This window comes from Campylobacter sp. JMF_08 NE1 (genome assembly GCF_027737875.1).
Lineage (GTDB): Bacteria > Campylobacterota > Campylobacteria > Campylobacterales > Campylobacteraceae > Campylobacter_B.
Genome location: NZ_JAOVUC010000001.1, coordinates 85,083 through 111,010 on the forward strand (window position 1 = coordinate 85,083; position 25,928 = coordinate 111,010).

At 40.8% G+C, this 25,928-nt stretch carries 27 protein-coding genes and 1 tRNA gene; 11 read left to right on the plus strand and 17 right to left on the minus strand.

The genetic code is table 11. From position 1 onward, the window contains the following. Positions 1–12 precede the first annotated feature (12 nt). Positions 13–774: a TSUP family transporter gene (locus OFN91_RS00430; RefSeq protein ID WP_270861822.1), complete on the plus strand. Its 762-nt coding sequence runs from the start codon at positions 13–15 to the stop codon at positions 772–774. A gap of 91 nt (positions 775–865) precedes the next feature. Beyond that, positions 866–1,240 (plus strand): RidA family protein, encoded by a 375-nt coding sequence (locus OFN91_RS00435; RefSeq protein WP_270859012.1) that lies wholly within the window; start codon positions 866–868, stop codon positions 1,238–1,240. 100 nt (positions 1,241–1,340) lie between these two features. Here OFN91_RS00435 and OFN91_RS00440 read toward each other — a convergent pair whose 3' ends face one another. From OFN91_RS00440 to OFN91_RS00505, 14 genes are all read right to left on the minus strand, one after another. Further along, on the minus strand, positions 1,341–2,012 hold the full coding sequence (locus OFN91_RS00440) for a hypothetical protein (RefSeq protein ID WP_270872866.1): 672 nt from the start codon (positions 2,010–2,012) through the stop codon (positions 1,341–1,343). A 124-nt stretch (positions 2,013–2,136) separates the two neighbouring features. After that, entirely contained in the window at positions 2,137–2,781 is a 645-nt protein-coding gene (locus OFN91_RS00445; protein ID WP_270872867.1) for a YggS family pyridoxal phosphate-dependent enzyme, read from the minus strand. After that, complete coding sequence (rseP, locus tag OFN91_RS00450; protein ID WP_270872868.1) at positions 2,778–3,896, minus strand: RIP metalloprotease RseP; 1,119 nt, start codon at positions 3,894–3,896, stop codon at positions 2,778–2,780. Before rseP ends, OFN91_RS00445 begins: the two co-directional genes overlap by 4 nt. Before the next feature lie 3 nt (positions 3,897–3,899). Then, positions 3,900–4,472, minus strand: coding sequence for a CDP-diacylglycerol--glycerol-3-phosphate 3-phosphatidyltransferase (gene pgsA, locus OFN91_RS00455; RefSeq protein ID WP_270859450.1), 573 nt, complete (start codon positions 4,470–4,472; stop codon positions 3,900–3,902). 14 nt (positions 4,473–4,486) lie between these two features. Continuing rightward, positions 4,487–5,275, minus strand: coding sequence for an enoyl-ACP reductase (locus OFN91_RS00460; RefSeq protein WP_270868015.1), 789 nt, complete (start codon positions 5,273–5,275; stop codon positions 4,487–4,489). Beyond that, positions 5,275–6,171, minus strand: a complete 897-nt coding sequence (gene dapA / locus OFN91_RS00465; protein ID WP_270859452.1) for a 4-hydroxy-tetrahydrodipicolinate synthase — start codon at positions 6,169–6,171, stop codon at positions 5,275–5,277. The genes OFN91_RS00460 and dapA overlap by 1 nt, the downstream gene beginning before the upstream one ends. After that, entirely contained in the window at positions 6,164–7,417 is a 1,254-nt protein-coding gene (locus tag OFN91_RS00470; protein ID WP_270872869.1) for a M16 family metallopeptidase, read from the minus strand. Before OFN91_RS00470 ends, dapA begins: the two co-directional genes overlap by 8 nt. Positions 7,418–7,424: 7 nt before the next feature. Then, positions 7,425–8,483, minus strand: coding sequence for a quinone-dependent dihydroorotate dehydrogenase (locus tag OFN91_RS00475; RefSeq protein WP_270872870.1), 1,059 nt, complete (start codon positions 8,481–8,483; stop codon positions 7,425–7,427). A gap of 608 nt (positions 8,484–9,091) precedes the next feature. Next, positions 9,092–9,535, minus strand: a complete 444-nt coding sequence (locus OFN91_RS00480; protein ID WP_270872871.1) for a hypothetical protein — start codon at positions 9,533–9,535, stop codon at positions 9,092–9,094. Continuing rightward, complete coding sequence (locus OFN91_RS00485; RefSeq protein WP_270859456.1) at positions 9,532–9,828, minus strand: AtpZ/AtpI family protein; 297 nt, start codon at positions 9,826–9,828, stop codon at positions 9,532–9,534. The genes OFN91_RS00480 and OFN91_RS00485 overlap by 4 nt, the downstream gene beginning before the upstream one ends. A 23-nt stretch (positions 9,829–9,851) precedes the next feature. Next, positions 9,852–11,123: a glutamate-1-semialdehyde 2,1-aminomutase gene (gene hemL, locus OFN91_RS00490; RefSeq protein WP_270872872.1), complete on the minus strand. Its 1,272-nt coding sequence runs from the start codon at positions 11,121–11,123 to the stop codon at positions 9,852–9,854. Then, positions 11,107–11,490 carry a c-type cytochrome gene (locus OFN91_RS00495; RefSeq protein WP_270864475.1) on the minus strand — a complete coding sequence of 128 codons (384 nt, stop codon included), beginning with the start codon at positions 11,488–11,490 and terminating at the stop codon, positions 11,107–11,109. The genes hemL and OFN91_RS00495 overlap by 17 nt, the downstream gene beginning before the upstream one ends. Before the next feature lie 51 nt (positions 11,491–11,541). Next, positions 11,542–12,777 carry an ArsS family sensor histidine kinase gene (locus OFN91_RS00500; protein WP_270872873.1) on the minus strand — a complete coding sequence of 412 codons (1,236 nt, stop codon included), beginning with the start codon at positions 12,775–12,777 and terminating at the stop codon, positions 11,542–11,544. 16 nt (positions 12,778–12,793) lie between these two features. After that, the gene (locus OFN91_RS00505; protein ID WP_270859460.1) at positions 12,794–13,474 is read right to left on the minus strand and encodes a response regulator transcription factor; all 681 of its coding nucleotides are present in this window, start codon (positions 13,472–13,474) and stop codon (positions 12,794–12,796) included. Between the two features lie 254 nt (positions 13,475–13,728). On the opposite strand from OFN91_RS00505, the gene OFN91_RS00510 reads away from it, so the two are divergent. From OFN91_RS00510 to OFN91_RS00550, 9 genes are all read left to right on the plus strand, one after another. Continuing rightward, positions 13,729–14,025, plus strand: coding sequence for an HU family DNA-binding protein (locus tag OFN91_RS00510; RefSeq protein WP_270859461.1), 297 nt, complete (start codon positions 13,729–13,731; stop codon positions 14,023–14,025). 84 nt (positions 14,026–14,109) lie between these two features. Continuing rightward, positions 14,110–14,196: transfer RNA gene (locus OFN91_RS00515), tRNA-Leu, on the plus strand. Between the two features lie 104 nt (positions 14,197–14,300). Then, entirely contained in the window at positions 14,301–15,731 is a 1,431-nt protein-coding gene (locus OFN91_RS00520; protein ID WP_270862426.1) for an acetyl-CoA carboxylase subunit A, read from the plus strand. 9 nt (positions 15,732–15,740) lie between these two features. After that, on the plus strand, positions 15,741–15,965 hold the full coding sequence (locus OFN91_RS00525; protein WP_270859463.1) for a hypothetical protein: 225 nt from the start codon (positions 15,741–15,743) through the stop codon (positions 15,963–15,965). Continuing rightward, complete coding sequence (locus OFN91_RS00530; RefSeq protein ID WP_270872874.1) at positions 15,965–16,681, plus strand: arginyltransferase; 717 nt, start codon at positions 15,965–15,967, stop codon at positions 16,679–16,681. The genes OFN91_RS00525 and OFN91_RS00530 overlap by 1 nt, the downstream gene beginning before the upstream one ends. 143 nt (positions 16,682–16,824) lie before the next feature. Next, on the plus strand, positions 16,825–17,589 hold the full coding sequence (locus OFN91_RS00535) for an ABC transporter ATP-binding protein (RefSeq protein ID WP_270872875.1): 765 nt from the start codon (positions 16,825–16,827) through the stop codon (positions 17,587–17,589). After that, complete coding sequence (locus OFN91_RS00540) at positions 17,589–18,536, plus strand: ABC transporter substrate-binding protein (RefSeq protein WP_270872876.1); 948 nt, start codon at positions 17,589–17,591, stop codon at positions 18,534–18,536. The genes OFN91_RS00535 and OFN91_RS00540 overlap by 1 nt, the downstream gene beginning before the upstream one ends. Next, complete coding sequence (locus tag OFN91_RS00545) at positions 18,529–20,394, plus strand: iron ABC transporter permease (protein ID WP_270872877.1); 1,866 nt, start codon at positions 18,529–18,531, stop codon at positions 20,392–20,394. Before OFN91_RS00540 ends, OFN91_RS00545 begins: the two co-directional genes overlap by 8 nt. A 24-nt stretch (positions 20,395–20,418) precedes the next feature. Continuing rightward, positions 20,419–22,488 carry a TonB-dependent siderophore receptor gene (locus OFN91_RS00550; protein ID WP_270872878.1) on the plus strand — a complete coding sequence of 690 codons (2,070 nt, stop codon included), beginning with the start codon at positions 20,419–20,421 and terminating at the stop codon, positions 22,486–22,488. Between the two features lie 123 nt (positions 22,489–22,611). Here OFN91_RS00550 and OFN91_RS00555 read toward each other — a convergent pair whose 3' ends face one another. From OFN91_RS00555 to OFN91_RS00565, 3 genes are read right to left on the minus strand one after another with little or no spacing between them, the layout of a single operon-like run. Then, complete coding sequence (locus OFN91_RS00555) at positions 22,612–22,986, minus strand: GtrA family protein (protein WP_270872879.1); 375 nt, start codon at positions 22,984–22,986, stop codon at positions 22,612–22,614. Next, the gene (locus OFN91_RS00560) at positions 22,983–24,854 is read right to left on the minus strand and encodes a glucosyltransferase domain-containing protein (protein WP_270872880.1); all 1,872 of its coding nucleotides are present in this window, start codon (positions 24,852–24,854) and stop codon (positions 22,983–22,985) included. Before OFN91_RS00560 ends, OFN91_RS00555 begins: the two co-directional genes overlap by 4 nt. Positions 24,855–24,865: 11 nt before the next feature. Next, positions 24,866–25,909 (minus strand): glycosyltransferase, encoded by a 1,044-nt coding sequence (locus tag OFN91_RS00565; protein ID WP_270872881.1) that lies wholly within the window; start codon positions 25,907–25,909, stop codon positions 24,866–24,868. Positions 25,910–25,928 lie beyond the last annotated feature (19 nt).

Below are 25,928 nucleotides of genomic sequence, written 5' to 3' on the forward strand. Positions count from 1 at the left end.
AAAGGGGAGAGTGTGGAATTTGAAATTTGGCAAATTTTGATTTTAGTTGCTGCGGCGTTTGCTGGTGGATTTATCGACGCAATCGCAGGCGGAGGCGGGCTGATATGCCTGCCTGCACTGCTTGCAGTGGGTATCCCGCCACACCTCGCCCTTGGCACGAACAAGCTTCAAGGCACATTTGGCACATTTTCTGCGGCGCTAAATTTCACGCTCAAAGGGCTAGTCGATCCGCGCAAAATCGCCCTAGCGATAGTCTGCACGCTCATTGGCGCATTTATTGGCACGCGCGTGGTGCTTTTAATCGACGCGAAATTTCTAAACTACATTATCCCGGTTTTGCTTTTAGCGCTTTTTATCTACACTGTGCTAAGCCCAAATTTGGGCGAGAGCGAGCGCGCAGCGAAGATGAGCAAAAATTTATTTTATGTTTTGTTTGGTCTGCTTTTGGGATTTTATGACGGATTTTTCGGACCTGGGGCTGGGTCGTTCTGGACTTTTGCGCTAGTTGGCGTGCTAGGGCTTCACATGAAAACTGCCGTCGCGCAGACAAAAATTTTAAATTTCGTCTCAAATATCGTATCACTAGGCGTGTTTATCATCGGCGGACAGGTGCTGTGGATGATAGGTATAATCATGGGTTGCGCGCAGATAGTAGGCGGCTGGATGGGGTCGAATTTGGTCGTGAAAAAGGATGTGAAATTCGTGCGCACGATACTACTTTTCGTCGTTGCATGCACGATTTTAAAGCTACTTTATGGACTGATTTTTGGCTAAAATTTGGTAGTTTTATAAAAAAACTTAAATTTATTGGCTCATAAGTTAAAAGTGGCTAGAATTTTTTAATTTTTTTTTGAAAGGATACTGTATGAAGGTAATTTCGACAAAAAAAGCCCCGGGTGCCATTGGGCCGTATTCACAAGCAATCGTCGCAAATGGATTTGTTTTCACTTCTGGTCAGATTGCGCTCACGCCAGATGGCGAGTTCGCTGGTGGCGATGTGAGAGCGCAAACTACGCAGGTTATGGCTAATTTAAAAGCGATTTTGAAAAAGGCTGGAAGCGACTTTGACCACGCGATTAAAACCACGATTTTTTTGGCTGATATGGGCGATTTCGCGGCGGTAAATGAGGTGTATGGCGAGTATTTCAAAGACACTAAACCAGCCCGCTCAACCGTTCAGGTCGCAAAACTCCCAAAAGATGCTCTTGTAGAAATCGAAGTCATCGCAAGCGTGAAATAAATTTATAATTTTTTGTGCTTTGTTTTGCGACGCTAAATTTTTGTCGCGAACAAAGCAGTTTTTTGTTTTTTGGTATAGTTAAAATTTAACAACGACATTTTTAATCTAATCGCTTAAAATCAATAATAAAGGAAGTAATAATTCCAAAAATAGCACCAAATATAGCAATACAAAACCAAATCAATCCAAAACCATAAAAAATTCCAAAGATGAAAAAATCCAAATTTTCTAATTTCGGAATTTCTGAGCTATTAAAATAACCTTTTTTGTTTTTTATTTCTATAAGATCATAACACATAAGCAGAAGAAACGATAGAGAAACCAAAAATAGAAATCTATTTTTGATGAGCAAACCAGAAAATTCGCCTGGTCGTAAAATCAAAGTGATAAATTGATCTGGGGCGGATTTGTTTTCGTGTAAAAATATGCTGGGGTCATCTACTCTTTTGCATTTTATCCAAAAATCATAATGAAAACCCAGAAAATAAATAGCATAAATGAAGCAACAAGCGCCATAAATTAGACCGAGTAGGCTCATTTCGCATAGATAAAATGTAACAAAAGTCGGCAAATTTTCGTATGAATAATTTACGATTTCAAAATGAGATTTCATAAATTTTATAAAAGTATTCAAAATAGGAAATTTTTCTACAATGTTGTTTGGTAAGACAAAAATTTGTAATGAAACTAGCAATGTAAAAATCAAAAAATAGTAGTTATATTTTTTGATTTTTTTATGCAAATTTAGTAATTTTGTTTCTTTATTTTCCATTGATACTCTTTTAAAATGTGGATTATGGCTCTAATACTAAAAGAGCCATAATCCAATTTGACACTAAATGCGAAACAAATCCCGCTTAATCTCTACTATCGCTGATTTCATGTCCGAAATTTTATTAAATATACAAAATCCGCCCGAGCCTGACCATATTTGACCCGCATTTTATGGCTAGTTCAAAGTCATCGCTCATGCCCATTGAGCAGATTTGCGCGCCGTGCGGTCGTAGATTTTCAAAAATTTTATAGGTAATTTCAAAGCTTTTTTGTATTTCGCGCTCATCGTCTGAGTGCGCGCCGATACTCATCACGCCGCATAAATTTAGATTTTTGCAACTCTCTTTTATCTGCAAAAACTCATCAATCGCGCGCGAAATTTCAAGCCCACTTTTGCTACTTTCGCTAGCTGAGTTTATCTCCAAAAGCGTATCTAGCGTGAAATTTAGCCGTTTATTCACAGCAGTAGCAAGCTCATAAGAGTTGCAACTTTGCCACAACGCAGGGCGAAGCGAGAGCAAATGATTTATTTTATTACTTTGCAGTGAGCCGATGAAGTGCCATTTTAGGGGCAGGTCGCTTAAAATTTCGCATTTTCGCTTCATCTCTTGGACGCGGTTTTCGCCAAATTCGATTTGCCCCTGCGAGTAGAGATTTTCCACCGCGTCAGTATCTACATTTTTGCTCACAGCGATTAGACGCACGCTCTGCGCGCCTGATGAAATTTTTGCGCTGTCTATGCGCTCTAAAATTTGCGCTAGATTCATTGATAAAATCCTAGCATGCGCGCGAAGTCATTTACTATCGTAAAAATCATCAGCATTGCCAAAATCGCGATTCCAGCGTAGCTAGCGCCGACGAAAACCTTCTCTGGCACTGGGCGGCGAAACACAAGCTCGATTAGGTTAAACAAAATATGTCCGCCATCAAGAGCTGGGATTGGGAAGAGATTTATTATGCCCAAATTCACAGAAATCAGCGCAACAAGGAGCAAAACTACCGAAGCTCCGTAGCTTACGGCCTTAGTCGTGATATCGGTGATAGCGACGATTCCGCCCATTTCCTTAGGAGAAACGACGCCTGAGACTAGTTTTTCGAGCCCCACCAAGATGATTTTGCTCGATTGGATTGTCTCATCTAGCGCAAAACTTAGCGAGCTAGCGCCCGTGTGATAGAGCGTGATATATTTGGGCTCTTTTCCAGGAGAAATTCCTATTAGTGGAGTTTGGATACGCTCTCGCCAAATGTTTAGTTTCTCGCCCATTTTCGGGGTTAAATTTAGGTTTTTGATTTTACCTGCGCGCTTGATTTGTAGGCTTAAATCCCCAGCTACGACATTTTTGGAGATATCGTCCCACTCTCTGATTTGCGCGCCATTTATTGATAAAATTTCATCGCCGACCATAATTCCGGCGTTTTGTGCGGCTGAGTTTTCGCTCACTGCGCCTACGATTGGCGCGATACGCTCTACGCCGATATAGCCTAGGCTAATGTAGATTAAAAACGCCAAAATTATATTAAACGCAGGCCCAGCCACAAGTATGGCAATGCGCGCTAGCGGGCCTTTGGTGTTGTAGCTATCGGGGTCGAAATTTTTCGCACTTGGGTCCAAATCCTCTTGACCTTTTAGGCTGACATATCCGCCAAGCGGGATTGCGCTTATGCAATACTGTGTCGCGCCGATTTGTTTGGTGTAAATTTTCTCGCCAAAGCCCACGCTAAATACATTTACGCCCACGCCAAGCAGGCGTGCAACGCTAAAATGGCCAAGCTCGTGGAAAAATATCAAAAAGCTAATGGCTAAAATCGTTACAAAAAAATGTAACCCGTAAAAATACAATCCACAAAGCAAAATTCCTATGGTTAAAAGTATGCTTTTCAAACATCACTCCGTTGCTTTTGCATTTTTTTTGTGATTTTTAGCGTAGGCCAAAATGTATTCTAGTCCCGAATACAGCGTGAGTGCCACTGCGAGCCATAGCAAGAAATTTCCACCACTCCACTGCATTGTCAAAAATCCTATGGCAAACATTTGCGACACCGTTTTTACCTTGCCTGCCATTGAGGCTGAGACGCTGATATTTTCGCTCACCATAACCGTGCGAAAACCTGTGATAAAAAACTCGCGGATTAGGATTAGATACACAGCCCATGGGCTCGCTCTATCAATATACATAAGCCCTAAAAATCCAGCCAAGGTTAGCATTTTATCAGCCAGAGGATCGATGATACCACCAAATTTGGTGATTTGATTCCAGCTTCTAGCGATAAATCCGTCGAAAAAGTCCGTCACGGAGGCGATTACGAAGGTTAGGGCGGCGAAGTAGTTTATCCAGCTGACATGCACCGCGCCAACCATACCGCTACTATCGGCATTGCCAGCAAGCAAAATGAGATAAAAAAACAAAGGCGCTAGTAGAACCCTAAAAATTGCTAATATATTTGGTAAATTCCACATATTTTTTCCAAATTTTATTTAAAAGTTGTTCCGCCATCGACGATAAATGTATGACCTGTAACCCAACTAGCCTTGCTTGAACACAAAAATAGGCACGCACCTGCTAAATCTGTCGGCTGTCCCATGCGATTAAGCGGGCTTAGCTCGGCTGTTTTGTCGCGCACTTCCTCATAATTCGTAAAAGCTCTTAGCGCGTCTGTTTCGATTGGTCCGCCACTTACGACATTTACGCGGATATTTTTCTCGCCAAGCTCGGTTGCAGCGTATCTTGCCATAGCCTCAACTGCCGCTTTTGCAGTGCCGTGTCCTGAGTAATGCTCGATATAGACTAAATTTCCAGTCGAACTTAGGCTGATTATACTGCCACCACCTACCTTTTCCATGCGTTTGGCTGCTTCTTGCGAGCCCACGACAAAGGCATTTACTGTCGCGGTAAAGATATTGTTAATCCCGCGTGGTTTTAGCTTCATAAATTTAGTGTATCCACCAGCCACCGCGCGACCCGAAATAATGGCATTTGAGATGAAAAAATCCACTCTATCAAAATCTGCATCGATCTTTTCAAATAGCTCTTTGTAGGTCTCTGGCTCTAAGATATTTAAGCCGTACGCCCTTGCTTTAATGCCAAATTCCTTTTCTAACTCCGCTGCTTGGGTTTTGGCTAACTCTTCGTTTGAGTTGTAGGTAAAGGCGACATTTGCGCCAACTTTGGCGAATTCCAAAACAATCGCGCGACCGATTCCACGCGTTCCACCGCTGATTACTAGGGTTTTTCCTTTAAATTCGTTGATAGTTTCTATCATTAAAATCCTTTGATATTGTATTGTTTCATAACAGCTTCAATTTTAGCTAAATTTTCCTTGCTAGGCTCGCAAAGTGGCAAGCGATACTCCAAAGCTGGCATTAGCCCAGCGATATACATTGCCGCTTTTATCGGGATTGGGTTGCTTTCGCAAAAGAGAATTTTGTTTATAGCATACAAATCATCATTGATCTCTTTTGCCTTGATATAATCGCTATTTAGTCCGAAATTTACGAGCTTTGAAATATAATCAGGCAATAAATTTGCAGTTACTGAGATGACGCCCTTTCCGCCGTTTGATAGGATAGGGTAGTTTATCGCGTCTTCGCCACTAATCACGCTTAGTTTCGGCTCGTGCGCTAGCAAATCCACGCATTTATCGATACTGCCACTTGCCTCTTTTACGCCGTAAATGTTGTCGCAATCGTTAAAAAGCTTGATTATGGTTTCTGTGTCGATATTACACCCTGTTCTACCCGGGACATTGTATAAAAGCACTGGAATTTCGATAGAGTTTGCAATCTCTTTGTAGTGCAGATACAAGCCTTTTTGGGTCGGTTTGTTGTAGTATGGCGCGACAGAGAGTATTCCATCAGCCCCATGCGCTTGCGCGAATTTGGCTAAATCCACAGCCTCGTGCGTGGCGTTTGAGCCGGCACCTGCTAGGACTTTGACGCCTGTGTTTTTGCAGGTATCGACTGCGATTTCTATGCAGACTTTGTGCTCATCGTGGGTCAATGTGGCGCTCTCGCCTGTGGTACCGACAGGGACTAGGACATTTATGCCGTTATCGATTTGGCGTTTTATGAGTTTGGCGTAGGTTTGCTCGTCAAGTTTGCCGTCTTTAAACGGCGTGATTAATGCGGTCATTGAACCGATAATTACATTTTTATTCATCGTTTTCCTTTCGTAAAATCAATGTGGTTGAATTTTTAAATTTGAGATATTTTTTCATAGTTTCGTTTAAATTTTGCGCTGAGATGTTTTCGATATCGCTTTGGAGTCTAAACAGCGCGTCCAAATCGCCTCTGATGATATATGAGCCATAAATGCTAGCCACCTTGCTAGCGCTATCCATGGAGTAAATTAGGCTTGATTTGGCTGAATTTTTGAGTTTTGTGATTTCATCGTCGCTGATTTGAGAATTTTTTGCGTTTTCTAAGATAGCAAAAATTTCATCTCTTAGCCTCTCGCCGCTAATCCCAGCGTTGCAAACGCCGAAAATTATCATTAAATTTTCATGTTTGCTGGCTAGATTATAGACATCGATTTGGTTGGCTAGCTTTTTCTCATCGACTAAAATTCGTTGCAAAAGCGAGCTTTTCATACCGCCAAGATAGTCGCAAAGAGCGTTTATGCTGGCTGCGTCAGCGTGGTTAAATGGCGGGATTTTAAAGGCGGTTGCCACGATTTGGACATGAGAGTCTTTGTGTATGAGATTAAATCTAGCGCCATCTTGCTCTGGTTCTGGCGCGCAAACATGCGATTTTTCGCAGCGATTTTTGATGTGCGAAAAGCTCTTTTTGGCTAGCTCAAACGCGCTTTTTTCATCGATATCGCCACTGATTAGCAGTGCCGCGTTGTTTGGATTATAAAATTTAGCGTGAAATTCCCTGATATCCTCGATTTTCCAGCCCTCTATATCGCTTCTAAATCCAATCGGTGTCCAGTGATATGGGTGATAAACAAAGGCGCTGTTATACAGCCTAAAAAACAGATACCCAAATGGATCGTTATCCGTGCGCCAAAGCCTCTCTTCTAAAACCACATTTCGCTCTGGCAAAAACTCGCTCTCTTCGAGCTTTAAATTTTCCATGATATCTGCGTATAAATCGAGGCAGGTGGCTAGATTTGAGCGCTCGCATTTGATGAAATAGTGCGTGAAATCAAAGCCTGTGCTTGCGTTATTTACGCCACCAAAACCTTTTACAATGGCGTCAAATTCGCCAGCTTTGCGATTTTTTGTGGATTTGAAATTTAGGTGTTCGAGCATGTGGGCTATGCCACTTTTGCCCATGACTTCGTCCTTTGAGCCCACATCGTAAAATAGATCGACGCTGATGACATTGCTACCTAAATTTACCGGTATGTGATAGACGGCTAAGCCGTTTTCTAGCGTGATTTTATTGAATTTTGCAAACATAAAAACCTCATTTTTTTAAATTTAAACCGATTGCTTCTGTGATATTTGAAAGGCCGTCTTGGCGCAAGAGTGAAGCTAACTCGGAGTTGATATTATAGGCTATTTTAGGGCCTTTGAAAATAAAACTTGTGAAAATTTGCACTAGGCTTGCGCCGTCTTTTATGCGGGTGTAGGCCTCTTTACCGTCGCTGATACCACCACAGCTAATCAGCACTGCTTTGCCAAATAGCTCGCTAGATACTGCGCGGAAAAGTTCGCGCGATTTTTGCGTGATTAACCTGCCGCTAATTCCGCCAAAATCCCTTGCCTTTGGCGTTAGCGAATAATCAATGCTAGTGTTATTTACTAGCAGGGCATCTGCCCCAGCTTTCACGGCGCATGAGCATAGCGACACGGCCTTTTGCGCGCTCATATCGGGGGCGATTTTTAAAATTATTGGTTTTTTGGTAATCTCTCTCATCATAGATAAAATTTCTTTTATGAAACTTTCATCTTGCAAAGCGCGCAAATTTGGCGTATTTGGCGAGCTAATGTTGATTTCGAAAATATCGCAAAGACTCTCAAATTTGCGAGTTAAAATTTCATAATCGCTTAGAGCGTTTTCGTTTGGCGTGATTTTGTTTTTGCCAATGTTTGCGACAAGCGGAAATTTGGCTGGGTAAATTTTGCGCACGCGCTCTGCGATAGCCTCGGCGCCCTCGTTGTTAAAGCCCATTGCGTTTTGGATACTTTCTTCTTCGACTAGGCGAAAAAGGCGCGGTTTGGCGTTGCCGGGTTGGGGTTTTGGCGTAAATGTCCCAAACTCAGCATGCCCGAATCCAAGGGCGTAAAGTGGGGCTAGCATGGTTGCGTTTTTATCAAATCCACCGGCGATTCCAAGCGGATTTTCGAAATTTAACCCCCAGATTTTTTGATTTAGAATTTCATCTTTGTAAGTTGTATTTTTGGCTAAAATTTCCAGTCCAAACGGAACTGCGCTTAGTGTGCAAAGCCCCAATTCTGCGATATGGTGTGCAGTTTCTGGCTGAAATTTAAAAAATATTTTTTTTAGCGTGTTGTAATCCATAAAATTCCTTTTCAAAACTCATCATTTTAGCGAAATTTGAATTAATAATTCTTTATATTTTTAGCCAAATTTGTGTAGTTTTGATTGTTTTTGTTTTTTAAAATTTCGGGTCGGTAATTTTGCAAATTTAGCGGCGGGAATTTTAAATTCGTAGATTGCTTCGATTTACTTCGTAAATCTCGCAATGACAGATTAGCAAGTTTTGCGCACAATTTGTCATTGCAAGCTTTCGCAGAAAGCGAAGCAAAATGAGCGAAGCGAAGGGGCATTTGGACGAGCCGTAGGCGAAGTCAATCTACGAGCGAAAATTACCAAAATGCAAATTCTGTGTCATTGCGAGCGAGTGTAACGAGCGAAGCAATCCAGTAAAATTTAAATTCGGAATTCAACCTAAATTTAGCATTGAATTATTTTTTGAATTTAACCTGCGCCGTGAAATTCTCCGTAAGGGGGAGGGCGCGCTTTTTAGGAGACGCTACCCTCCCCCTTACCAACCCCCACCCCTGTAAAACCTTAGAAGTGGCTAAATTTAAAGCTTCGCTTTAAATTTAGCTGGTTTTATTTTTACGGAAATGCTTCGCATTTCTTTGCAATTGTAGAGTAAAATTTTAGTTTTTATTACAAAACGCAAAAACGAGCGTGCCTAGCGGGATTACGCTTACGCCAAGCATTAGTGCAAGCGGGTTTAAAAGTCCAAATTTAGCCAAAAGCCAAATTCCAAAAATTAGCGCAGCGTAAGATAAAATTTTAAATGGCGAAAAAAATGCGGTGGCAAAATTTGATTTGACCGCGCTTTTTTTGGGCTCGGCCAAATTTTCATCATCAAATTCATCGTTAGCGATTTTGTCGTATTTGCCAGAGCGAATTTCATCTTCGAGGCGCAGTGCGTAGGCTCTGTGCGAAAAAAACACAACCGCAAGCGAGCAGAAAAATCCGAGTTGCGAACTAGCGAAAAATGGGGCAAATTTCGCCCCAAAAGCGCAAAGTAAGCCCCCAAGCGCAAGGAGTAGAAAATCAAAAATCAAGTAGATTTTTAAAATTTCTTTTTTCACTCTTTTTCGTCCCAATCATCATCGTCGAAATTCTCTTTTGCGGCCTTGTATTTGGGATCGTCTTCAAGCTCTTTGAGGCTTTCGTTTAGCCCCTTAAACGCCTTATAGACATTTAAAAACGCCGCAGCTATACCAAAGCACACGCAAACCCAAAACACGATTAACGAGCCGGTTAGGGATTTGAGCCACAGCCCAAGCCCCACGCCAATGGCGATTGCGACGACTATCGAAATCCCAAGGCTCACATCGTATGCGACCGGGACGACCTTGTGCAGGTTTTTTGTGTATTTCATAACCTCGCCTTAAATTTCAAAATTTACAAATTTGCCATTGCTTCATCGGCCATTTTTATGGCAAAATCTATATCTTTTTTGCTCATTGCCTCGCAAATAAAGCCAGTTTCGAACTGACTTGGCGCCAAAAATACGCCCCGTTTTATCATTTCGCGGTGAAATTTCGCAAAACGCTTAGTGTCGGATTTGAGCGCGTCGTCGTAGTTATTCACCTCATTTTCGTTGAAAAAATACCCAAACATACTTCCCACGCAGGCTGTTTGAAGCGCGATACCATGCTTTTTGGCGGCTTTGCTAAGGCCGTTTATGAAGCGTTTGGCGAGTGAATTTAAATCTTTGTATAAATTTTTCTTAGCATAAATTTTACTCAAACTCGCAATTCCAGCCGCCATCGCCACTGGGTTTCCACTTAGCGTGCCTGCTTGATAAACACCGCCAAGAGGGCTGATTAGATCCATGATTTCAGATTTTCCTGCAAAGGCTGCCACGCTCATACCGCCACCGATTACCTTGCCAAAGGTTACGATATCGCCCTCTATGCCATATACATCGTAGCTTCCGCGCGCACTAGCGCGAAATCCGCTCATTACCTCGTCTATGATTAGCACGATTTTTTTCTCGTCGCAAATTTTGCGAAGTTCGCTTAAAAATTCGGCTTTTGCAGGCACTAAGCCCATATTTCCAGCGATTGGTTCGATGATTATGGTGCCGATATCATTGGCTTCTACAATTGCTTTGACGCTTTGGATATCGTTATAAACAGCCACAAATGTGTTTTTAACGATATCTTCTGGCACGCCAGCACTGCTTGAATATCCAAATGTAGTAGCCCCTGAACCTGCCTTGACCAAAAGCGAGTCGCTGTGTCCGTGGTAGCAACCAGCGAATTTTATTATGCCGTCTTTTCCGCTGTAAGCGCGCGCTAGGCGGATTGCGCTCATTGTAGCCTCTGTGCCACTGCTAGTGAAGCGAATTTTATCCAAAAACGGAAATTTATCTAAAACAAGCTTAGCAAGTTTCGTTTCTAGCGGGCTTGGTGCGCCAAAACTTAGTCCAAATTTTGCTGCATCGCAAACCGCTTTTTGGATATCTTTATCAGCGTGTCCGAAAATCAGCGGACCCCAGCTTTGCACGAAATCAAGGTATTTTCTGCCCTCGACATCGTAGATATACGCGCCTTTGCCCTTTTTTACCATAAATGGCTCGCCACCTACGCTTCCAAATGCGCGAACAGGCGAATCAACGCCACCTGGGATAAATTTCATAGCCTTTGCAAATTCAGTTTTGTTTGTCATTTTCGTCCTTTTTTTGGGTTTGATTTTTGGCTTTTAAATATTTATAAATAATGATAATTTCGTCTTTTGTAAGAAAATAGCTTGGCATAATGTCCTTGCTAGCGCCGATTCCGTCGGCTAATTCTTGCAGTGAAAGGGTGTTGATTTTGGGCGCGAAAAGGGATTTTTCGTAGTAGGTTTCATTTGAGCGGTTAAATTCCTCATATTTTGCGATGAGCTGTCCCTCGCCACGCTCGCCGTGGCACTTATCGCAGCCGATTCCACGGGGGTTTTGATAGAGCATGGCTCCGTATTCTTCATCTGTGATGAAGCTCTCTGCACACAAACAAACACCGAAAAATGCTAGTAAAAATATTAAATTTCGCATAAACTCACTTTTTAAAAAATTTTGCAATCATATATCAAATCGCCTTAAAATTTAGAGTAAAATTTCACTCATATTATCAAAATAAAAGATATTTGTTCCATTTTCTCTGCGGTATTTAAAGGCTAAACCATGCGATTTGGCGATATTATCGACGATGTATAGCCCAAGACCGAAGCTTTGTTTGGCGTTTGAGCCCTTGGAAAATGCCTCTTTGTAATGCTCGAAATCCTGCTCTAACTCTGGCGAATTGCTGATGAAATCGAAGGTTTCTCCGACATTTATGATGACATGGCGGTCGGTGGAGTATTTGATTGCGTTGTCGATTAGATTTTTCACAGCGATTGAAAACAGCTTCAAATCTACATTAAATTTTAAATCCTCTGGCGCATTTATGGTTACTAAATTTTCGCCTATCATTGCGATTTTTAGGGCTTCGTTTATGATTTCTTTGGCTGAGTAAATTCCGCGTTCTCCAAGCGGAATCCCAGAAGTCGCCCTCTCGACTGCGGCAAATTCGTTAATCAAATCTTCTAGCCTTTCAAACACCGATAACAAGCGCTCTTGGTATTTGTTTTTTTCGATCATTTCGACGGTTATGCGGCCTTTGGTAATGGGCGTTTTTAGCTCGTGCATGATGTTTCGCAAAAATAGGTGGCGCGATTCGTTTAGTTTGTTAATCTGCGTAACTGCGCCGTAAAACGCGCGCGAAACCTCGGAGATTTCGTCTGTGCCTGTGGCGACATTTGCGATATTTAAATCGCCTGTGGCAAATTTGTCGATTTGGCGTTTTAGCTTGCGAAGTGGTTTGATTTTGCGTATAATAAAAATGTATGCGAGCAAAATAATCGCCAAAATTCCGCCATAAATCGCTCTAAAAATATCGTAGCGATATGGTTGGTATTCTTTGTCATTTAAAATTCTAACCTCGTTGGCGTGGGTGATTTTGAGGTAGTGTTTGCGGTTATACATTATAATATCAGCCGAGCCGATATCAGCCGAAATGCTGTCTAAAATTTCGCCATTTTCGGTTAATTGCTTTATAAAATTTTCGTCATTAATGCTAGCAAATTCGAAATTTGCGATTTGTCTTTGGAATTCGTTTTGTGAGATGAGCCTGCTCATCTGGTATAGGTGCGAGCGCGCGACTATGGAGTATTTTGTGTTTAGCTCTCTGGTGTAGTTTTGTTTATCATATCCGATAAGCCAAATGAGTGCGAGCGATACGCCAATCGTCGCAAGCGCGAAAATAAATGTAATGGTATAAAAAATCGAAGATCTAAATTTCATATTTAAATTTCAAAATTTATTGCACGAGCTTGTATCCCACGCCCCTGATTGCGTGGATATATTGCGGTGTCTTGGAGGTTTCGCCAAGCTTGACCCTGATACGACCGACGATGACATCTATGCTTTTTGGCGAGGATTCTTCGCTGATTGAGGAGCTATTGTAAATGAGCTCTTCGCGCGTGATTGCTCCGCCTTCTTTTTTGACTAGATATGAGAGGACATCGTATTCAGCGACCGTCAGCGATAAAGGCTGACCTTTAAAGGTGATAATGTGCGAAAAATCATCTACCACGATGTCTTTGTTTGTTTTTTCGCCACTTTGTTTAATCGAGCCTGTGTTGTAGCGCTCGACATGGCGTTTAATGCGGGCTAGGAGCTCTTGGGGGTTGTATGGTTTTGGTAGATAATCATCTGCGCCGAAATCAAAGGCATTGATTTTATCGGTCAAATCGTGGCGCGCACTAGAAATGATAATCGGTAAATTCGAGGTTTTGCGGATTTCTTTGCAGACTTCGAGCCCGTCCATGCCAGGAAGCGTTAGGTCTAAAATCACGAGGTTGAAATTTTCTAATTTAAGCTTCGAAAGTCCGATAAATGGGTCATCTGCGACGGTAATGTCGATTTCGTATTGTTCTAAGTATTCGCTTAAAATTTCAGCCAATTCCAAATCATCTTCTATCATTAAAATTTTTGTCATCTTTTTACCTTAAATTTAAAATTTTGGGCGCATTATATCAAATTTAAGATTATAAAAAATTTTAGCGGCTAAATTTGTGTAAATTTGGGAAAAAATGAAAAATTTATTTTTCAAATAGTGTGAAAATGGGCAAAATTTTGCCAAATTTCGTGAAATTTTGCCAAATTTGGCGAAAAATTCGCAAAATTCTATTGAAATTTTTATCAAAGTATTGTAAAATGGTCGCCGTTACACTTTATCACAAAGGATACTCTATGAAAAAAGCTGATTTTATCAGTATTGTTGCTGAAAAAGCAGGACAAAGCAAAAAAGATACTACAGCAGTAGTAGATAAAGCTCTTGAAACAATTAAAGAGCTATTAGTTAAAGGCGATGAGATTAGTTTCATTGGCTTTGGTTCTTTTAGCATTGCTGAGCGTGCTGCTCGTGAAGGCAAAGTTCCTGGCACAAACAAAACTTACAAATCACCTGCTACAAAAGTAGTTAAATTTAAAGTTGGCAAACAACTTAAAGAGGCTGTTGCTGCTTCAAAAGCTAAAAAGAAAAAATAATTTTTCTTACTCTTTAAGCCCCAAAATTTTGGGGCTTAATTTTATTTTAATCAAATTTTTGTATAATCTCGATTTTTAATTTAAGCCCAGGTGGTGAAATTGGTAGACGCACCAGACTCAAAATCTGGCGGAGGCAACTCCGTGCCGGTTCGATTCCGGCTCTGGGCACCACTAAAATCCTTTAAAATTTTGACTTTTTCCCCTAAATTTCAACTTGATATAACATTTTTTATACTATCATACGCAATATTATTTTTACAAAAAGGTGTTTTAGTATGATACATAAAATTCTCATAGCAAATCGCGGTGAAATCGCGGTTAGGGTTATTAGAGCATGTAGAGATTTGCACATAAAAAGTATAGCGATTTACACCGAGCCCGACAAAGACTGCTTGCATGTTAAAATTGCTGATGAGGCCTATGAGGTCGGTACAGAGCCACTTACTGGGTATTTGGACGCTAAAAAAATCGTAGAAATAGCCAAAGCAAGCGGTGCGGACGCTATCCACCCTGGATATGGATTTTTGAGTGAGAATTATGATTTTGCAAAAGAGGTCGAGGATGCTGGGATTATCTTTATCGGTCCAAAACCAGAAGTTATCCGCAAAATGGGTAATAAAAACATCGCTCGCTATTTAATGCGCAAAAATGGTATTCCTATCGTGCCAGGCACCGAAAAATTAAACAACGAATCAATGGAGACTATCAAAGAATACGCCCGCAAAATCGGCTATCCGGTGATTTTGAAATCAAGCGGCGGCGGCGGAGGGCGTGGAATCCGCGAAGTTTGGAGCGAAGAGGATATGGAAGCGGCGTTTGAATCCTGCACCAGAGAGGCGAAGGCGTATTTTAACAACGATGAAGTTTTTATGGAAAAACTCGTCGTCAATCCGCGCCATATCGAGTTTCAAATCATCGGCGATAATTACGGCAACATTATCCACCTTTGCGAGCGCGATTGCTCAATCCAACGCCGTCACCAAAAAATCATCGAAATCGCCCCGTGCCCGTCGATTAGCGAGCATTTGCGCAAGACCATGGGTATCACCGCAGTAGCCGCAGCTAAGGCCGTGAATTACTCAAATGTCGGCACTGTGGAGTTTTTGCTCGATGATTACAACAACTTCTATTTTATGGAGATGAATACCAGAATCCAAGTAGAGCACGGAATCACCGAGGAAATCACCGGTGTGGATATCGTCGTGCGCCAGATTCGTATCGCAAATGGCGAAATTTTAGAGCTCGAACAAAGCGATATCAAACCGCGCGGTTACGCGATTGAGGCGAGAATTACAGCCGAAAATGTATGGAAAAATTTCACCCCAGCACCTGGCAAAGTCGAGGATTATTACCCAGCTTTGGGACCTAGCGTGCGCGTGGATAGCCATATTTACAAAGGCTATAAAATTCCACCATTTTATGACTCGCTTTTAGCTAAACTCATTATCAAAACGACAGATTATGACTTGGCGGTAAATAAGCTAGAAAGGGCATTGAAGGAGTTTCGCATAGAGGGTGTGCGCACGATAATCCCATTTTTGCTCTCGATCAGCAAATCGCGTGAGTTTAGACTGGGATTTTTCGATACGAGCTATGTCGAGAAAAATTTGGACAAAATTTTGGCAAACACCAAGGACGATTTCGATACGAAAAAAACCGAAGTCGTCGCTGCAATCGCTTCTGCTATGCGAGAAGCCGAAATTTAGGGAGCGCAAATGGATTTTTTAGAATCGCTAAATAGCATAAAAAAAGATATGATTAAAGAAGAAAAGGCGAAAAATCCACCCAAACCTAAGCCAAAACCAAACCCAAATCGCGATGAATTTAAAGATATTTTCAAAGATGAGGATTTAGGCGATGAGAGCGTGAGTGCGCGTGAAAATCGGCTAAAAGACGAGTTTTTGAAATATATCGAAAACGCAAATATTAGAAAAATTTAATGCTTGAAATTCCATTTTGCACGCTCAATTTTCCCTGCCCGTATTTGCAGGGAAAATCAGCTAGAAATGAATACATTTTTGTCAAAAACGCCTCATATTCTTATAATTCAAATTTAGTCACTCACGGATACAGACGCTTTGGGAATTACTTCCAAAAGCCCATTTGTGCGGGTTGCGATGAGTGTAAAAGCCTGAGAGTAGATGCGAGAAATTTCAAATTTTCCAAATCACACCGCAGAGTTTATAAAAAAAACGAAAAAACCACGCTTGGCTTTTCAGCGCCGATTTTAGACGGCGAGCATTTGGAGCTTTTTGAAATTTATCACAACTATATGAGCGAAAAAAAGGGCTGGCCACGCCAAAATATCACGCCTGAGAAATACTATGAAATTTATGTGGAGGGATATGGAAATTTCGGCAAGGAAATTTCGTATTACGATGAGTTTGATAGGCTGATTTGCGTCGATTTGATCGACATTGTCGAAGATGGGATAAGCTCGATTTATTGCTATTACGACCCATACAGAAGCGATCTTAGCCTTGGGAAATTTTCACTTTTAAAGCAGATTGAAATCGCGAAAAAATTTAATCTGCGCTGGATATATTTGGGTTATGCAGTGCGTGAGTGTCCGAGCCTAAAATACAAATTTGACTACCAGCCATATCAAATTTTATCCAGTTATACAGACCCGCAGGAGCCCAGTTTATGGGAGTAGAGTAGGGCAGGTTTTGCTATACTTTATCATTTTTGAAATTTTAAATTGATATGGCTTTTGATAATAATTGTTAAATATTTAGTTTAAATTTATTAAATTTTTGATAATATCTATCTTTTATTTTAATAATGGATATTATCATCGTGTTAAAAACTAGTAATCTAAATTACCAAATACAAAATAAAAAAATTTTAAATAACATAAATTTAGAGTTTGCAAAGGGCGAATTTTACGCTCTCGTGGGGCACAATGGCTCCGGCAAATCCACGCTTATCAAGCTTTTAGCCGCACAAATCAAAAATCAAAGTGGCGAAATTTCGCTAAATGGCAAAAAAATCGAAGATTACGCAAAAAAAGAATTTGCCAAAAGTGTTGCTTATTTGCCCCAAATTTTACCAGACGCTTCTCATTTGACGGGCTTGGAGCTAGTTATGGCGGGCAGATACGCGCACGGGGGCAGGTATTTTACGGACAAAGAAAACGACGCCAAAATCGCCACCAAGTGCTTACAAATCACAGATACGCTCAAATTCAAAGACCAGATCGTCTCCACACTAAGCGGTGGCGAGAAATCGCGTATTTTCCTAGCCATGCTACTCGCGCAAGAAAGCGATTTTTTGCTACTTGACGAGCCATTAGCGCCCCTAGATATCGCGCACCAGCTAAGCATCATGGCGCTAATCAAAAAAATGGCAAAAGAGCTTGGCAAATGCGTCATCATCGTGATTCACGACATAAATTTAGCCTGTTCGCACTGCGATAAAATCATCGCGCTAAAAGGTGGCGAGCTGATACTAAACTGCCCATCTAGCGAGGCTATGAGCGCAGAAAAAATCAAAGAAATTTACGGCGTAAATGCCCATATAATCGCGCACCCAAAGACAAATTTATTAACGGCGATGTTTTAATGAGAGCGGTTATTTTTTTATTTTTAATTTTCGGCGCAGTATTTGGTGGCGAAAAATCGCGTATAATCGCGCTGGATTGGAGCGTGGCGGAGATTTTGGAGTTTTTAGGACACGAGCCAATCGCAATGGCCGAAAAGCAGAGTTTTATGCTCTGGGGTGGTGGGCTAGGTAGTGGTGCAAATACCCTAGATTTGGGGCTTAGAAACCAGCCGAGTTTGGAGATGATAATAGCTTTGAAGCCTGATTTCGTGCTTTTGCCATCGTTTTTTGCGGGGCACGAAAAAACCATTTCAAAATACGCCAAAACCCGCATTGTCGATATTTACAAAGGCGGAAATTTGGAAGACAACCTAAACGAGGCTATTTTGGAAGTGGCGAAAATTTTGGATTGCGAAGAGAGGGCGAAAATTTTACTTGCCAAAAATAACGAATTTTTCGAAAAAAAGAAAAAAGAGCTAGAAAATTTCACAACGCCTGTTTTAGTCGTGCAGTTTATCGACGCGGCTCACATTAGGATTTATGGCGCAAACAGCCTGTATGGCGTGGTTTTGGCTAAACTTGGGATTACAAATTTGGCTCCAAAAAATTTATCATATAATCTTTGGGGTATCGCGAGTGCCCATGTAAGCGCACTTTATGAGGTGGAGCAGGGTGCAAAGCTCGTCATAATCGAGCCAAACAGGGTTGATATAAACTCGCAAATCGCCTCAAATGGGATTTATAAAAATTTGCAAATTTTGCAAAACCGCGCGCAAATAGAGGCTGTGTGGAGTGCTGGTGCGTGGCTAAGTATGCAAAAATTTGCAAATTTGCTGAGTGAAATTTTAAAAAATGAGGCAAATTTAGAGAATTCCAAAATTTCGCAAAATTTAGAAATTTCGCCAAATTTGGCAAATTTATCAAATTCGCCAAATTCTAAAATTTCGCAAAAGAGCGCAAATGAATAAAACTCTACCAATCTTAACGCTCATTTTTGCGATACTCTGCGCCATTTCACTTCTTGGCGCACACGCGAATTTAGGCGAAATTCGCACTCTTGTGGTACTAAATTCCACCCTGCCACGCATTTTGACGGCTCTTCTTTGCGGTGCGCTTCTTTCGCTTTCATCGCTTTTGCTTTGCGCTATTACGCACAATCCATTAGCGAGTGATAGCACCAGTGGCGTAAGCGCGTCAAGCGCCTTTGGGGTGCTGTTTTTGGGGCTGTTCGCGCCTGCTCTTGGCACCACGCTAAGTGCGTTTGTGGGCGCGCTCATCGGACTTGGGCTTTTGTTCGCGCTCACAAATACGCGCGAGTTTAGCGCATTTAGCGCGACGCTGTGCGGTCTAATCATAGGGCTAGTCTTTGGCGCACTAAGCGCGCTACTTTTGATATTTTTTAAAGATGAAAGCTATTTTATCACGGTTTGGCTAAGTGGCGATTTGGCCCAAAACGGCTACGCAAACCTGCGCACAATGGCGATTTTATCGCTTCCAGCCCTAGTTGTAACACTAGCTTTTGCGCGTTCGTTTTGGCTCTTTGGGCTTGGCGATAGCGCGGCAAAATCGCTTGGGCTAAATGTCGTTTTGGTGCGAATTATAGGCTTTGTGCTGGGTGCGTATTTTACCGCTGTGGCGGTGGCGCATTGCGGGATTATCGCATTTGTGGGACTTGGGGCGAGTTATCTCACAAATCAGCTGAAATTTAGCTCGTTTGTCAAAAAAGCGATTTTTTGTGCCATTTTGGGGGCTTTGATACTTGGAATTTGCGACGCAGGGCTCATAATACTACAAAATTTAACCCAAATTTCGCTTCCTGCGGGTGCAATCTGCGCATTTTTGGGTGCGCCGATGTTTTTGTGGCTCATACACTGCGCCACAAAGGACGCAAACGCAGGGAACGGCGCTAAAAACGAAATTCGCGAAAGGGCGAAGTATTTAAATTTGCCATTTCTTGGCGGAATTTTGGCTGTTTTCGTGGCGTTTTGTCTATTTTATGGCGAATTTTCGCGCGAGATTTTTGCTCTGCGCATAAACCGCGTTTTCACAGCCTTGTTTTGTGGCGGAATTTTGGCTGTTTGTGGCTATATTTTACAGAGCCTAACCCGCAACGACATGGCCTCGCCCGAGCTTCTTGGCATTAGTTCTGGCGTGAGCCTTGGCGTGCTTGCTTCGATGTTTTTCGCGCCTGCGCTTGGCTTTGTTTTTGGTGTATTTGGGGCGTTGGTGGTTTTGGGCTTTATTTTGGCGATAAATGCAAGAAGTGGCATGATCCCAATGCGCGTGATTTTAAGCGCGATTGCGGTGAGTGCCTTTGTGAGCGCGGTGGAGAAAATTTTGCTTTTTAGCGGGGATAGCAGGATTTATGATTTTATCTCATACAGCGCTGGAAGTACCTATTCTACGACTTTTTCGCAGGTTTTGCTTTTGGCGATGCTTTGCGTGATTAGCTTTGGCGTGGTGATGAGATTTCAAAGAGAAATTACGATTTTAAGCCTAGGCGATGTGTGCGCTAGTAGCGTGGGCGTGGATATTTTCAAATTTAAAACAATTTTGTTTGTATTTTGCGCCGTATTGTCGGCTTTTAGCGCACTTTGCGTGGGGCCAGTGAGTTTTGTGGGGCTTATCGCGCCACATTTGGCGAAATTTTTGGGCTTTCGCAAAACGGGTGCTGGGCTCATGGCAAGTGCGCTAATCGGGGCTTTGATAATGAGCGTGGCGGATTTTTTGGGTAGGAATTTGATTTTTCCTTACGAAATACCTTGTGGCGTGGTCGCTACGATAATCGGAAGCCTTTATTTTCTATGGATTGCAAGAAAAATTTAATCAATTTTAATCAAAGGAGCATTTATGCGAAAAATTTTTGGTAGCGCGTTTGCGCTTAGTCTGTGCGCGGCGGCTGTTTTGGCGCAGGAAGTCTCTGAGACGGCAAACGAGGCGCAGGTTTTAGACGAAATCGCCGTGGTAGGCTCGATAAGCAAGGGTAGTGGCAAGGTCGATTTCATGAGTGCTGGAAGCTCATCTGTAATCGAGAGCAAAAAAGCTATCGAAGAGCGTGGCGCGACACAGCTCGATGAGGCCGTAAAATACGAAGCAGGTTTTATCGGACAGCCTTATGGCGCGGATTTGGATACCAGCGACTGGCTTAGACTTCGTGGATTTGAAGCGAGTGTGAGCGTGGATGGCGCTAGTGCGTATAAGGGCGGATATTTTGGTATCAGTCCTGATTTATACGGATATGAGAGTATCGAGGTGGTAAAGGGCGCAAACTCGCTACTTTATGGCTCATCATACGCTGGCGGTGTGATAAATCTCATCTCTAAGCGTCCAACTCTCACCCCACAAGGCGAAATCGGCGCGAAATTTGGCTCAAATCATCTGCGTGGGGTGTTTTTCGATGTCAGCGACGAATTTAGCGAAAATGTGAAATTTCGCATTGTAAGCGATTATGAGAAAAAGCGTGGCGACATAAACTACACATGGAACGAGCATTTTTTCATCGCGCCATCGATTTTGTTTTTGCTAGGCGATGATACACAGCTCACACTTCTATCTAGCTTCACGCATGACGCAGGCACTGGAAGCAACGGGTTTTTCCCTTATGTAGGCACGATGATACCTGGCGCGCAGGGTAAAATTTCGCCAAGTGCGAATTTGGGCGCACTAAACGATAGTCTATCGCGCGATCAAATTTCAGTTGGATACGAGTTAGCGCATAGCTTTAACGATAAGCTAAAATTCGAATCAAGCTATAAATTTAACCGCGAAAACAAAGACCAAATCGGCGCAAGTGTCGAGTATAATATGATAAACGATACCGATATCGCGCAGGATTTGCTTTTTGTCGATGCGAGTGTGAATTCGCATATATTCGATAACCGCATAAGCTACGAAGACGAGTGGGGGAGTGTGAAAAACCGCCTAACTTTGGGCGTGGATTACAGAGATATCCGTGCTAGGGGGCAGTATTTTTACAACTATTTCGTAGGCACTATAAATGTCTATAATCCCGTGCGCACCCGCCTAATGGCAAATCCGGCGCTGTCGTTTTCAAACCCGAATTATGACTTGGATCAAAGTCAGCTTGGATTTTATTTAAATGATAAAATTGAGCTGTTTGAAAAGCTAAATTTAACGCTTGGAATTCGCCACGACAAGGCAAAAGCCACGCTAAATGGTGATAAAAGCTACGACACGGACGAAACGACCTATCAGGCTGGGATTTTATACGCGTTTGATAGCGGATTTATGCCGTATTTTAACTACTCCGAGTCTTTTATGCCACAATCCGGCCGCACGAGTTCGGGCGAGTTTTACAAGCCAACCACGGCTAGACAATACGAAGCGGGTGTGAAATATCTGCCAAGCTTCATAGACGGCGAATTTAGCCTAGCGTATTTTGATATCGAGCAGAGAAATGTCCCATACACCGATGGTTCGAGCTTTTCAAGTCAGGCTGGAAAGCAGGTAGCCAAAGGCGTGGAGCTTGGCGCAAATGTGAATTTAAGCGAAAATTTAAACCTAATCGCCGCTTACACGCACTACAACGAAGCCAAAATCAATGTCGATGGCTTTGACTACATGACGCCAACGCCGCTAATCCCGAAAGATATGTTCTCTGGCTTTTTGGTTTATTCTATGGATTTGGGTGGCGGACATGGGCTCAAAATGGGCGCTGGCGTGCGATATGTGGGCAAAAGCAAGAGCGAGAGTAGCGCATGGACATCGCCTCGCCACGACGCTGTGAGTGTGCCGTCTCACACGCTAATTGATGCTATGACGGAGTATTCGTATAAGGACTTTTCACTTCGTCTAAATGCGACAAATATCGCTGATAAGGAGTATGTTGCAGGGTGCAACTACTGGTGCTATTACGGCGAGGGCGCGAAGGTAACACTAACCGCGAAGTATAGTTGGTAAAATTTTGCGTGAAATTTTTAGTAAAATTTTGCGGAAATTTGCTGGAATTTTAGTGGAATTTTGTATGGCGTGGTTTCGCGGGATACTGCGCCGCGTAAAATTTGGGCTAAATTTGATTTAAATTTAGCCCTTTTTGAAAACCCAAATTTTGCTTAGCAAATATCCAGTGATAGTATAAATCGCACCTGCGATGATTTGCGAAATATAGGGATTTACGCCAAATTTTAGGCAAATTTTAAGCGTGATAAAATTTAGGCTCCACGCAATCAGCATAGAGCTAACGAATTTTAAAAATTCGGCTAAATTTGCCTTTTTGGAAGCTTGTTTGCTTTGGAAGGTAAAAATTTTATTCATCACAAACGAAAAACAAATTCCCACGGCGTAGCCTATAATGTTGGCTAATTCAGGGCTAAACCCACGCCACATTAGCAAAAAGATTAGCCCAAAGCCGACGATTGTATTTAAAACTCCCACGAGCAGGTATTTTATGAGTGTCATTTTGACTCTTTTAAATTTATTTTAAATTTTAATTGTCCTTCTTGGGTTTGAGAGTTATAAAAAATGATTAAAATTTCTTTTATATCCATTTTGTCTAGTTCTACTGTGTATAAAAATTTATCGTTGTCTTTTGTGAAATTATGGATATTTTTATTTGCAAATATTTGCCCTTTTTCGCTAGTGAAATAAAATCCCAAAGAATTATCGTTTTGTCTAGCAAATTTCACAATATTTTCGCTAAATTCAAAAACATAGATATATTTTCTGCTCCATTTTTGGTTGCTTTTATAAATTTTTAGATTTAAGTTTTTATCTACATTAGCATTAAAGAGCGTTGTTTTGGCTAGATTGCTACTAATAAAAGCATAATTTTCAGAAAGATTTAGGCTTTTAAAATTTACATCAATACAGCCATTTTTATATTGTTTTATCGTGTGAAAGATATTTTCTTTGGTTTTTTCTATTGTGTCTCCTTCGCACTTGCCATTGACTCGACCAATTATTCTCGTAAGAGACTTATACCCTAGCTGATTAGTGGTATTATTGTTCCAGTCTATTAAAGTCTCTAAGATTTTAAGCTTTTTTCTAACATTTTCTACTGACGGAGCGATAATGATTCCATTAAAATTCACAAATTGCAGATGAATGTCGTCAAAATCCAATAGGTCTTGCATAACCAAAGTTGTTCTAAAATCAATGTATTTTTGTTGCTCTTGCTGGGCAGAACCAATCGAATTTGATATATATAAAAGTCCATAAACGCAATATAATATCAAAAATGTTGAAAATATTTTAATGATATTATAGGCTTTTAGATTATTTATATACTCGCTTAAATATATTAAAATTATGGCAAAGTAAATACCCAAAGTTGCGATATATCTAAGTTCAAATTTGATTTCTACAAACAACAAATAAAAACCCATAGAAAAGATAAAACCAAAAAATAAAAATATGATAAAGCAAAGTAGTGATTTAAAGCTTTTAAATTTTAAAATTGTAGCAATCGAAGATAATATTATTACAATGGCACCAATATATAAAAATCTAGTTTCATTCCAATCGTTGTATATTTTGACGATAAATTTAACACAATTGCCAACAAAGCCACTAAATAAATCATTTACGCCGAAAGTTTGTGTATTTACATGTATTTGAATTGGATTATAAATAAATACTTTAAATATAATAATAGCTAAAAAATATGAAACCAGACTCAATATAGCAAAATTTAAAAATTCCTTTTTTTGAGAAATTTTCAAAAAAATCAAAAACATAGCTATCAACAAATAGGTAAAATTGAGACTTTGATATGTGGTTAGCATAATCAATAAACTAATCACAGAGATTATACAAAATAAAAATTTTCTTTTTATAAATAAAAAAGGTATTATGGAAGCAAACAGCCCTACACACATATAAATACTATCAAATTTAAACAATAAAGCTTCCAAAAAATATGGGTTTAAGCCCATAAACAAAGAAGCAATCAGCGCCAAATATGAAATTTTGTTATTTATCGTTTTTACCAAAATCATAGAAGCTAGACTTAGAATTAATATACAAATTAAATTTTGTAGTGGAGAAAAATCAAGTAGTGGCAATCCAAAATTTAAAAAATCTGATAAAAATATTGTGCTATATCTTGATGCATTAGCCCAGAATTGATAATCTCCGCTTATGGCTCTTGTATTGTCATCGATATAATAAATATTTGCCCTAATAATCGCAAAAATTCCTATAAAATAAAACAAATAGATAAATCCAAAATATTTTAAAAAATTTTTATCTTTAAAAAACGAGCGAGTTACGCTTAAAAATGCCAAATAATCAAATTTTAGTGTTCTTTTTAAATTCGCTAAATTCATAAATTTACCTTTTAAATAATTTCTTCGATTATAAAATGTGGTCTGTTTTTGACCTGTTCGTAGATTCGTGCGATATACTCGCCAATAACGCCAAGCACGATAAGCTGAATTCCGCCTAAAAACAAAATAATGACAATCGTGCTAGCCCAACCGCTTAGATTTACGCCAAAAATCAGCGTTCGCAAAATGACATAAGCTCCATATATAAAGGCAAAAGCACTAACCAAAAAGCCGATGATAAAAGCAAACCTTAGTGGCGCAGTAGAAAAGCTCACAAAGCCTTCAACGGCGTAGTTAAAAAGCTTTTTAAAACTCCAACTGGTTTCTCCTGCAACGCGTGGTTCGTGGTCGAATTCCAAGCATTTTTTCTTAAATCCAACCCATGCAAACATTGATTTTGAGAAGCGGTGATATTCGTTCATTTTAAGTAGTTCAGCCACTACGCTTTTATCCATTAGGCGATAATCCCTTACGCCACTTTCGATTTTTACGCCTGAAATTCGGTTAAAAATTTGATAAAATGCTTCACTGAATTTTGATTTTACATAGCCTTCGCCAACGCGGTCTTTGCGTTTAGAATAGACGATTTTATATCCATCAAGGTAGCTTTTTACCATTTCGCTTATCAGGCTTGGCGGGTCTTGCAAGTCCGCATCCATTAGCACGACCATATCGCCCCGTGCTTGTTTAAATCCTGCTAAAATAGCTGCTTCTTTGCCAAAGTTGCGCGAGAATTTTACCAAATGCACGGCGCTGTCTTTTTCGTGAAGTTCTTTGATTTTTTCTGCTGTATTATCACGGCTTCCGTCATCGACAAAGACAAATTCATACTCTAAATTTGATAAAATTTCATTTTGAATTTGCTTTAAAACACCAAGTGTAACTTTGTAAAATTCATCTAAAACAAGCTCTTCGTTGTAGCACGGAACGACTATGGATAGAAGTTTTGTAGAATTTTGCGGATTATTTTGCGTAAAATTTTGCTCTAAATTTTGCGAAAATTCGTCTAAATTTTCGCTTTTACTCTCTCTCTCTCTCTCTGAAATTGGTTTCATTTTTCGTCTTTCTTAAATT

What these genes read in the sequence shown, in the direction of transcription:
- OFN91_RS00435 (WP_270859012.1), top strand. Translation starts at nt 866, where the DNA reads ATGAAGGTAATTTCGACAAAAAAAGCCCCGGGTGCCATTGGGCCGTAT.
- OFN91_RS00440 (WP_270872866.1), bottom strand. Translation starts at nt 2,012, where the DNA reads ATGGAAAATAAAGAAACAAAATTACTAAATTTGCATAAAAAAATCAAA.
- OFN91_RS00445 (WP_270872867.1), bottom strand. Translation starts at nt 2,781, where the DNA reads ATGAATCTAGCGCAAATTTTAGAGCGCATAGACAGCGCAAAAATTTCA.
- pgsA (WP_270859450.1), bottom strand. Translation starts at nt 4,472, where the DNA reads ATGTGGAATTTACCAAATATATTAGCAATTTTTAGGGTTCTACTAGCG.
- OFN91_RS00460 (WP_270868015.1), bottom strand. Translation starts at nt 5,275, where the DNA reads ATGATAGAAACTATCAACGAATTTAAAGGAAAAACCCTAGTAATCAGC.
- dapA (WP_270859452.1), bottom strand. Translation starts at nt 6,171, where the DNA reads ATGAATAAAAATGTAATTATCGGTTCAATGACCGCATTAATCACGCCG.
- OFN91_RS00470 (WP_270872869.1), bottom strand. Translation starts at nt 7,417, where the DNA reads ATGTTTGCAAAATTCAATAAAATCACGCTAGAAAACGGCTTAGCCGTC.
- OFN91_RS00475 (WP_270872870.1), bottom strand. Translation starts at nt 8,483, where the DNA reads ATGGATTACAACACGCTAAAAAAAATATTTTTTAAATTTCAGCCAGAA.
- OFN91_RS00485 (WP_270859456.1), bottom strand. Translation starts at nt 9,828, where the DNA reads ATGAAATACACAAAAAACCTGCACAAGGTCGTCCCGGTCGCATACGAT.
- hemL (WP_270872872.1), bottom strand. Translation starts at nt 11,123, where the DNA reads ATGACAAACAAAACTGAATTTGCAAAGGCTATGAAATTTATCCCAGGT.
- OFN91_RS00495 (WP_270864475.1), bottom strand. Translation starts at nt 11,490, where the DNA reads ATGCGAAATTTAATATTTTTACTAGCATTTTTCGGTGTTTGTTTGTGT.
- OFN91_RS00500 (WP_270872873.1), bottom strand. Translation starts at nt 12,777, where the DNA reads ATGAAATTTAGATCTTCGATTTTTTATACCATTACATTTATTTTCGCG.
- OFN91_RS00505 (WP_270859460.1), bottom strand. Translation starts at nt 13,474, where the DNA reads ATGACAAAAATTTTAATGATAGAAGATGATTTGGAATTGGCTGAAATT.
- OFN91_RS00510 (WP_270859461.1), top strand. Translation starts at nt 13,729, where the DNA reads ATGAAAAAAGCTGATTTTATCAGTATTGTTGCTGAAAAAGCAGGACAA.
- OFN91_RS00520 (WP_270862426.1), top strand. Translation starts at nt 14,301, where the DNA reads ATGATACATAAAATTCTCATAGCAAATCGCGGTGAAATCGCGGTTAGG.
- OFN91_RS00525 (WP_270859463.1), top strand. Translation starts at nt 15,741, where the DNA reads ATGGATTTTTTAGAATCGCTAAATAGCATAAAAAAAGATATGATTAAA.
- OFN91_RS00530 (WP_270872874.1), top strand. Translation starts at nt 15,965, where the DNA reads ATGCTTGAAATTCCATTTTGCACGCTCAATTTTCCCTGCCCGTATTTG.
- OFN91_RS00540 (WP_270872876.1), top strand. Translation starts at nt 17,589, where the DNA reads ATGAGAGCGGTTATTTTTTTATTTTTAATTTTCGGCGCAGTATTTGGT.
- OFN91_RS00545 (WP_270872877.1), top strand. Translation starts at nt 18,529, where the DNA reads ATGAATAAAACTCTACCAATCTTAACGCTCATTTTTGCGATACTCTGC.
- OFN91_RS00550 (WP_270872878.1), top strand. Translation starts at nt 20,419, where the DNA reads ATGCGAAAAATTTTTGGTAGCGCGTTTGCGCTTAGTCTGTGCGCGGCG.
- OFN91_RS00555 (WP_270872879.1), bottom strand. Translation starts at nt 22,986, where the DNA reads ATGACACTCATAAAATACCTGCTCGTGGGAGTTTTAAATACAATCGTC.
- OFN91_RS00560 (WP_270872880.1), bottom strand. Translation starts at nt 24,854, where the DNA reads ATGAATTTAGCGAATTTAAAAAGAACACTAAAATTTGATTATTTGGCA.
- OFN91_RS00565 (WP_270872881.1), bottom strand. Translation starts at nt 25,909, where the DNA reads ATGAAACCAATTTCAGAGAGAGAGAGAGAGAGTAAAAGCGAAAATTTA.